The organism is Kineococcus indalonis (genome assembly GCF_009906395.1).
GTDB lineage: Bacteria > Actinomycetota > Actinomycetes > Actinomycetales > Kineococcaceae > Kineococcus > Kineococcus indalonis.
Genome location: NZ_JAAALM010000274.1, coordinates 1 through 5,432 on the forward strand (window position 1 = coordinate 1; position 5,432 = coordinate 5,432).

The window sequence follows — 5,432 nt, forward strand, 5'->3', positions numbered from 1 at the left end:
GTCCCCGACCCCCGACCCCGGAGCACCGCCGTGCGAAGCACACACCGGCTCACCGCGCCCCTGACCGCCGGCCTGGCCGCGGCCCTGCTGCTCACCGCCTGCGGCGGCACCACCGGGGGCGGTGAGCCGCAGGGCCCCGCCGCCCCCTCCACCGGCTCCGGCTCCTGCGAGGGCCTGAGCATCGGGGTGTTCGCCGCGCTCACCGGCCCCTACGCCAACCTCGGCGGCAACATCCGCAACGCCGCGCAGCTCGCGGTGGACCAGCACAACGCGCGCGAGGGCGCCTGCGAGGTGGGGCTGGAGGAGTACGACTCCCAGGGCGCCCCGGAGCAGGCCACCGGCCTGGCCGCGCAGGCCGTGCGCGACGAGGAGGTCGTGGGCCTGGTGGGCCCGTCGTTCTCCGGGGAGTCCCGGGTGGCCTTCCCGGTGATGGCCGAGGGCGACCTGGTGGGGCTGTCCACGGCCACGAACCCGGCGCTGACGACCAACGGGTGGACGAACTTCTTCCGCACCCTGTCCAACGACGCCACGCAGGGCCCGGCGGCGGTGACGTACCTGCGCGAGCGCGGGCTGCAGCGGGTGTTCGTCGTGGACGACGCCAGCGAGTACGGCAAGGGCCTGGCGGACCTGGTGCGCGAGGGCCTGGGCGCCGCGGTGGTGGACAGCGAGACGGTGCAGACCGGGCAGACGGACTTCTCCGCGGTGGTGTCCGCGGTGCGCGCCTCCGGCGCGGACGCGGTGTACTTCGGCGGCTACTACGCCGAGGCGGGGCTGCTGGTGCGCCAGCTGCGCGACAACGGCGTGCAGGCGCTGTTCGTCACCGACGACGCCGCCAAGGACCAGGGCCTGCTGGACACCGCCGGGCCGGCCGCCGAGGGCGTGGTGCTCACCTGCCCGTGCCTGCCGCCGGAGGAGAGCGGCGGCACGTTCGCCGCGGACTACCTCGCGGAGTTCGGCGTGGAGCCCGGCACGTACTCGGCGGAGTCGTTCGACGCGGCGAACATCCTGCTCGCCGGCTTGGACGCCGGGCGCACCACGCGGGAGCAGCTGCGCGACTTCGTCGCCTCCTACACCGGCGACGGCGTCAGCAAGGAGTGGGGCTTCACGGACACCGGCGAGCCGACGTCGACGTCGGTGTGGACGTACGTGGTGCGCGGCGGCGCCATCACCACCGGCGAGCAGATCGGCTCCTAGGGGCCGGGCCGGTCCGGGCTCTCCCCGGGCCGCGGCACCGTGCCGGCCACGAAGACCTGCAGCACCGCGCCGGTGCGCTCGGCGGCCAGCGGCACGACGAACCCGCCGGCGGAGTGCCGGGCCCAGCGGCCGTCGCCGGCGCCGTGGACCAGCGCGAAGGTCGTCACGGGTGTGCCGACCCGGGCCGGGCGGGGAACTCACCGCCCGCCCCGGGCCCGCCACCCCGGGTCCGCGGTGGCGGCGGGGCGGGCTAGTCGGTGCCCCCCTGCTCGCGGGAGCGCCGCACGTACCAGGCGGCGAGGAAGTAGAGCGCCACGACCGTGAACGTGATCTTGAGGAGCCAGGTGAAGGGGGTGGTGTCGTCGTGCGCCAGGGTCCACGCCAGCACGGCCAGGGCCGCGTAGAGGAGCCCGGACCGCTTGGACTGCTCCAGCGTCCTCGTCGCCCGCCACCAGGGTTGCCGCGCCATGGCCGACAGTGTGACGCCTCGGCGCCCGCGGCCGGTGCGGCCCTCACCCCACCGGCCCCCTGCCGCCGGCGGTCCGGGCGCGAACGGGTGCCGGTCGGTCCCGGCGGGCCGCGCACCGGGGGACGTGTGAGCATCGTCGGGTGGGAGCCGAACGCGCCGAGCTCGTCGCCCTGTACGAGCGCTACCTGGCCTGCTGCAACGAGCGCCGCTTCGAGGACCTGGGCGAGTTCGTCTCCGACCGGGTCAGCGGGTCCGCGCCCGTCGACGGGCTGGCCGCCTACGTCGAGGGGGTCAGGGCCGTGGTGGTGGGTTTCCCCGACTACCGCTGGGAGCTGCAGGAGGTGGTGGTCGAGGGGGACACGATCGCCGCCCGCCTGACCGGCGAGGGCACGCACACCGGGCCCTTCAGCGGCACCGCGCCCACCGGCCGCAGGATCCGCGTCCAGGAGCTGGTGACCTACCGGTTCGCCGACGGCAGGATCGTCCGGTGCTGGGGCGACCTGTTCCCCGTGGTGCGCGACGCCCTGCGGGCCCCCGCCGGCGCCACGGCCTGACCGGGGCCCCCGACCCTGCCGGGCTTCACGCCAGGCAGGTGGCCGCCGCGGCGGCGCACTGGGACGCCGGCCGGCCGGCCGCCGCCTGGGCGGCGATGTCGCGCAGGTCGGCCAGCCGGTCGCGCGCCCGCGTCAGCTCCTCGATCTGCGCCTCGATCCGGCGGTGCTCGTCGTCGAGGTGGGCGCGCATGGCGGGCGTGGCCGTCCCGGTGTCCAGGAAGGGCAGGATCTCCAGGATCTTCCGGCTGGGCAGCCCGGCCGAGTACAGCAGCTGCACGAACCGCACCCGGGCGACGTCGGGGTCGGCGTACTCGCGGTGGCCCCCCGAGGTGCGTTCGGCCAGGACGAGCCCCTGCTCCTCGTAGTACCGCAGCGAGCGCACGCTCACCCCGGCGCGGTGGGCGAGTTCCCCGATGCGCACGACGACCTCCCGTCCCCCTTGAACCTCACACCTGTGTCAGGTTCTAGCGTACCCGCCATGGAGATCGACGGAGCCACTGCACTCGTCACCGGGGCCAACCGAGGCATCGGCCGGCACCTCGCCGCCCAGCTCGCCGAACGCGGGGCGACGGTCTACGCGACCGCCCGCCGCCCGGGGGCGATCGACCTCGACGGGGTGAGGACCCTCACCCTCGACATCACCGACACCGCCTCCGTCGCCGCGGCCGCGCGGGCGGCCGGCGACGTCGACCTGCTCGTCAACAACGCCGGCATCGCCACCGGCGCCACCCTGCTCGGCGACCTCGAGCAGGCCCACCGCGAGATGGACACCAACCTGTGGGGGACGCTGTCCGTGGTGCGCGCCTTCGCGCCCGTCCTGGCCGCCAACGGCGGGGGGACGATCGTCAACATCGCCTCCGCGGCGTCCTGGACGGCGCTGCCGGGCGCCACCGCCTACGCCGTCAGCAAGGCGGCGCTGTGGAACATGGGCAACGCGCTGCGCCACGAACTGGCCGCCCAGGGCACCTCGGTGCTCTCGGTCCACCTCGGCGTCGCCGACACCGACATGGCTGCGGACCTGCCCCTCACCAAGCTCGACCCCGCCCTCGTGGCCCGGGCCACCCTGGACGGGGTCGAGCGCGACCGGTACGAGGTCGTCGTCGACGAGCAGACCGCTCTCGTCAAGGAGTGGCTGTCCAAGGACCCCGAGGAGTTCCACGCCCTGCTGGCGCGGATGCTCGACTGACGGGCGGGGACCCGGCGGCCGCCTCAGGCGACGGGCGCGCCGTCCAGGGCCTCGGCCAGCAGCGCGGCCGAGCGCAGGCGCTCCTCGGTGTCGCGGGCCTGGTGGGCGACGATGAGCTCGTCGGCGTCGGCGCGGCGGCGGAACTCCTGGACCTGCTCGCGCACCTCGGCCGGGGTGCCGACGGCGGAGCAGGACAGCATCTGCTGCACGTGCATCCCGGCCGCGGAGGACATCAGCAGGTCGACCTCGTCCTCGGTGAACGTGCGCCCGCGCCCGACGAGGTTCACCGCGAACGCGCGGCGCACCTGCTCGAACGCGGCCCGCGCGGTCTCGGTGGTGTCGGCGGCGACGACGTTCACGCCGGCGATGACGTGCGGGGCGTCGAGGTCCTCGGAGGGCTGGAACTCCCTGCGGTACAGGGCCACCGCGGCCTCCAGCGCCTGCGGCGCGAAGTGCGAGGCGAACGCGTACGGCAGGCCCAGGGCGGCGGCCAGCCGGGCGCCGAACAGCGAGGAACCCAGCACGTACAGCGGCACGCGCGCGCCCTTGCCCGGCACCGCGTCCACGCCGGGCACCAGGGACTCGCCGGCGAAGTAGGCGCGCAGCTCCTGCACGTCGCGCGGGAAGTCCTCCGCGGCGGAGGGGTCGCGGCGCAGCGCGTAGGTGGTCTTCTCGTCCGAGCCGGGCGCGCGGCCCAGGCCGAGGTCGATGCGCCCGGGGTGCAGGGCGGCCAGGGTGCCGAACTGCTCGGCGACGGTCAGCGGCGAGTGGTTCGGCAGCATGACCCCGCCGGCGCCCAGGCGGATGGTGCTGGTGTGCGCGGCCACGTGCGCGATGAGCACGGCGGGCGCGGAGGAGGCGATGCTCGCCATGTTGTGGTGCTCGGCGTACCAGACGCGCCGGTAGCCGTACCGCTCCGCCTGCTGGGCCAGGGCCACGCTGCCCGCGATGCTCTCGCCCGCCGACTGCCCCGGGGCGATGTGGGCCAGGTCGAGGACGGACAGCGGCAGGGACATGGGACGACCTCTCGCACGACGGCACGGCGCGCCGCTCCGTGCGGGGCGACGCTCGCACGGGGCAACCACCGGCGCGGGCGGGGCATTCCCGCGCCCGCGCCGGGGTGTCGTCGGCGGGCCGGCCGGGAGGGGGTCGGCCGGCCCGCGCTCAGCGCCTCAGGAGCAGTTCGTGCTGCGGTACTCGCTGATCGCCAGGGTGGTCGTCGGCGCCGGGCACAGGAACTGCGTGTAGCGGGTGTCCTCGTCCACGTAGCGCTTGAGCCAGCTGATGCTGTACTTCGCGATCGTCGTGTCCGAGGTGTTCGGCGCGAAGTGGCTGGCCCCGCGCAGCTCCAGGTACGCCTTGTCGGTGGCGGTGGGGATGGTGTTGTAGAACGGCTCGGAGTGCGAGGTCACCGGCGCCACGGAGTCGTTCTGCGCGCCGATGATGAGCGTGGGGGTGCCGATCTCCGGCCAGGTCTTGTCGGTGTTCCACGGCGTCAGCGGGATGGCCGCCTTGATGGCCGGGTTGTCCTTGACGGCCTCCAGCGTGCCGCCGCCGCCCATGGAGTGGCCCATGACGGCCAGGCGGGTGGCGTCCACGCGGGTGCGCACGGTGCTGCGGGTCGTCAGGTGGGTCAGCGCCGCCCGGATCTGGTCGCCGCGCGAGGAGGGCTGGTCGTAGCGGGAGTTCGTGTCGATGGTGAACACCACGAAACCCTGCGAGGCCAGGCGCGGGCCGTACCACGCCATGCTCGACTGGGTGGCGGTGTAGCCCGGGGCGATCACCACGCCGCCGAAGGTGCCGGCGGTGGTCGTGGTCGGGTAGTAGATCGTGCCGCCGCCGAAACCGGTGGCGGAGAAGCTGGAGACGCTGGTCTGCGAGACGGCGAAGGAGCCGCGGGCCGCCTCGACGCTGGCGGTGGTGGGGGCCGGGCCGCGCTCGTACGGGCTGGCGGCCTGCGCCGGGGTCGCGCCGGCGAGCGCCGGCACGGCGACGGCGGCCGCGGCCAGCGCGGCGCGCAGGCCGCGGG

The 5,432-nt window shown here is 75.1% G+C and carries 8 protein-coding genes; 3 read left to right on the top strand and 5 right to left on the bottom strand.

Annotated elements, in window-relative coordinates:
• Positions 1 to 30 precede the first annotated feature (30 nt).
• Positions 31 to 1,194: a branched-chain amino acid ABC transporter substrate-binding protein gene (locus GTR00_RS13555; protein WP_323132464.1), complete on the top strand. Its 1,164-nt coding sequence runs from the start codon at positions 31 to 33 to the stop codon at positions 1,192 to 1,194.
• Here the strand turns inward: GTR00_RS13555 and GTR00_RS13560 are convergent.
• Positions 1,191 to 1,361, bottom strand: coding sequence for a hypothetical protein (locus GTR00_RS13560; protein WP_166612141.1), 171 nt, complete (start codon positions 1,359 to 1,361; stop codon positions 1,191 to 1,193). The two genes, GTR00_RS13555 and GTR00_RS13560, sit on opposite strands and share 4 nt — an antisense overlap.
• An 83-nt stretch (positions 1,362 to 1,444) precedes the next feature.
• Positions 1,445 to 1,663, bottom strand: a complete 219-nt coding sequence (locus tag GTR00_RS13565; protein ID WP_166612142.1) for a hypothetical protein — start codon at positions 1,661 to 1,663, stop codon at positions 1,445 to 1,447.
• A gap of 140 nt (positions 1,664 to 1,803) precedes the next feature.
• Here GTR00_RS13565 and GTR00_RS13570 point away from each other — a divergent pair, with 140 nt between their 5' ends.
• The gene (locus GTR00_RS13570) at positions 1,804 to 2,217 is read left to right on the top strand and encodes an ester cyclase (protein ID WP_166612143.1); all 414 of its coding nucleotides are present in this window, start codon (positions 1,804 to 1,806) and stop codon (positions 2,215 to 2,217) included.
• 25 nt (positions 2,218 to 2,242) lie between these two features.
• Here the strand turns inward: GTR00_RS13570 and GTR00_RS13575 are convergent, their stop codons facing one another.
• Entirely contained in the window at positions 2,243 to 2,638 is a 396-nt protein-coding gene (locus GTR00_RS13575; RefSeq protein ID WP_166612144.1) for a MerR family transcriptional regulator, read from the bottom strand.
• Between the two features lie 57 nt (positions 2,639 to 2,695).
• Between GTR00_RS13575 and GTR00_RS13580 the strand changes: the two genes are divergently transcribed.
• Complete coding sequence (locus GTR00_RS13580; protein ID WP_166612145.1) at positions 2,696 to 3,403, top strand: SDR family oxidoreductase; 708 nt, start codon at positions 2,696 to 2,698, stop codon at positions 3,401 to 3,403.
• Between the two features lie 23 nt (positions 3,404 to 3,426).
• On the opposite strand, the gene GTR00_RS13585 is transcribed toward GTR00_RS13580, so the two are convergent.
• Together GTR00_RS13585 and GTR00_RS13590 are read right to left on the bottom strand one after the other, a co-directional pair.
• Positions 3,427 to 4,419: an LLM class flavin-dependent oxidoreductase gene (locus tag GTR00_RS13585; RefSeq protein WP_166612146.1), complete on the bottom strand. Its 993-nt coding sequence runs from the start codon at positions 4,417 to 4,419 to the stop codon at positions 3,427 to 3,429.
• Between the two features lie 156 nt (positions 4,420 to 4,575).
• A complete protein-coding gene (locus GTR00_RS13590; protein WP_407659694.1) occupies positions 4,576 to 5,424 on the bottom strand; it encodes an alpha/beta hydrolase family protein in 849 nt (282 codons plus the stop codon).
• Between the last annotated feature and the right edge of the window lie 8 nt (positions 5,425 to 5,432).

Bases quoted from the DNA above. Each gene is read 5' to 3' on its own strand.
- GTR00_RS13565 (WP_166612142.1), bottom strand. From the start codon at position 1,663: ATGGCGCGGCAACCCTGGTGGCGGGCGACGAGGACGCTGGAGCAGTCC.
- GTR00_RS13580 (WP_166612145.1), top strand. From the start codon at position 2,696: ATGGAGATCGACGGAGCCACTGCACTCGTCACCGGGGCCAACCGAGGC.
- GTR00_RS13585 (WP_166612146.1), bottom strand. From the start codon at position 4,419: ATGTCCCTGCCGCTGTCCGTCCTCGACCTGGCCCACATCGCCCCGGGG.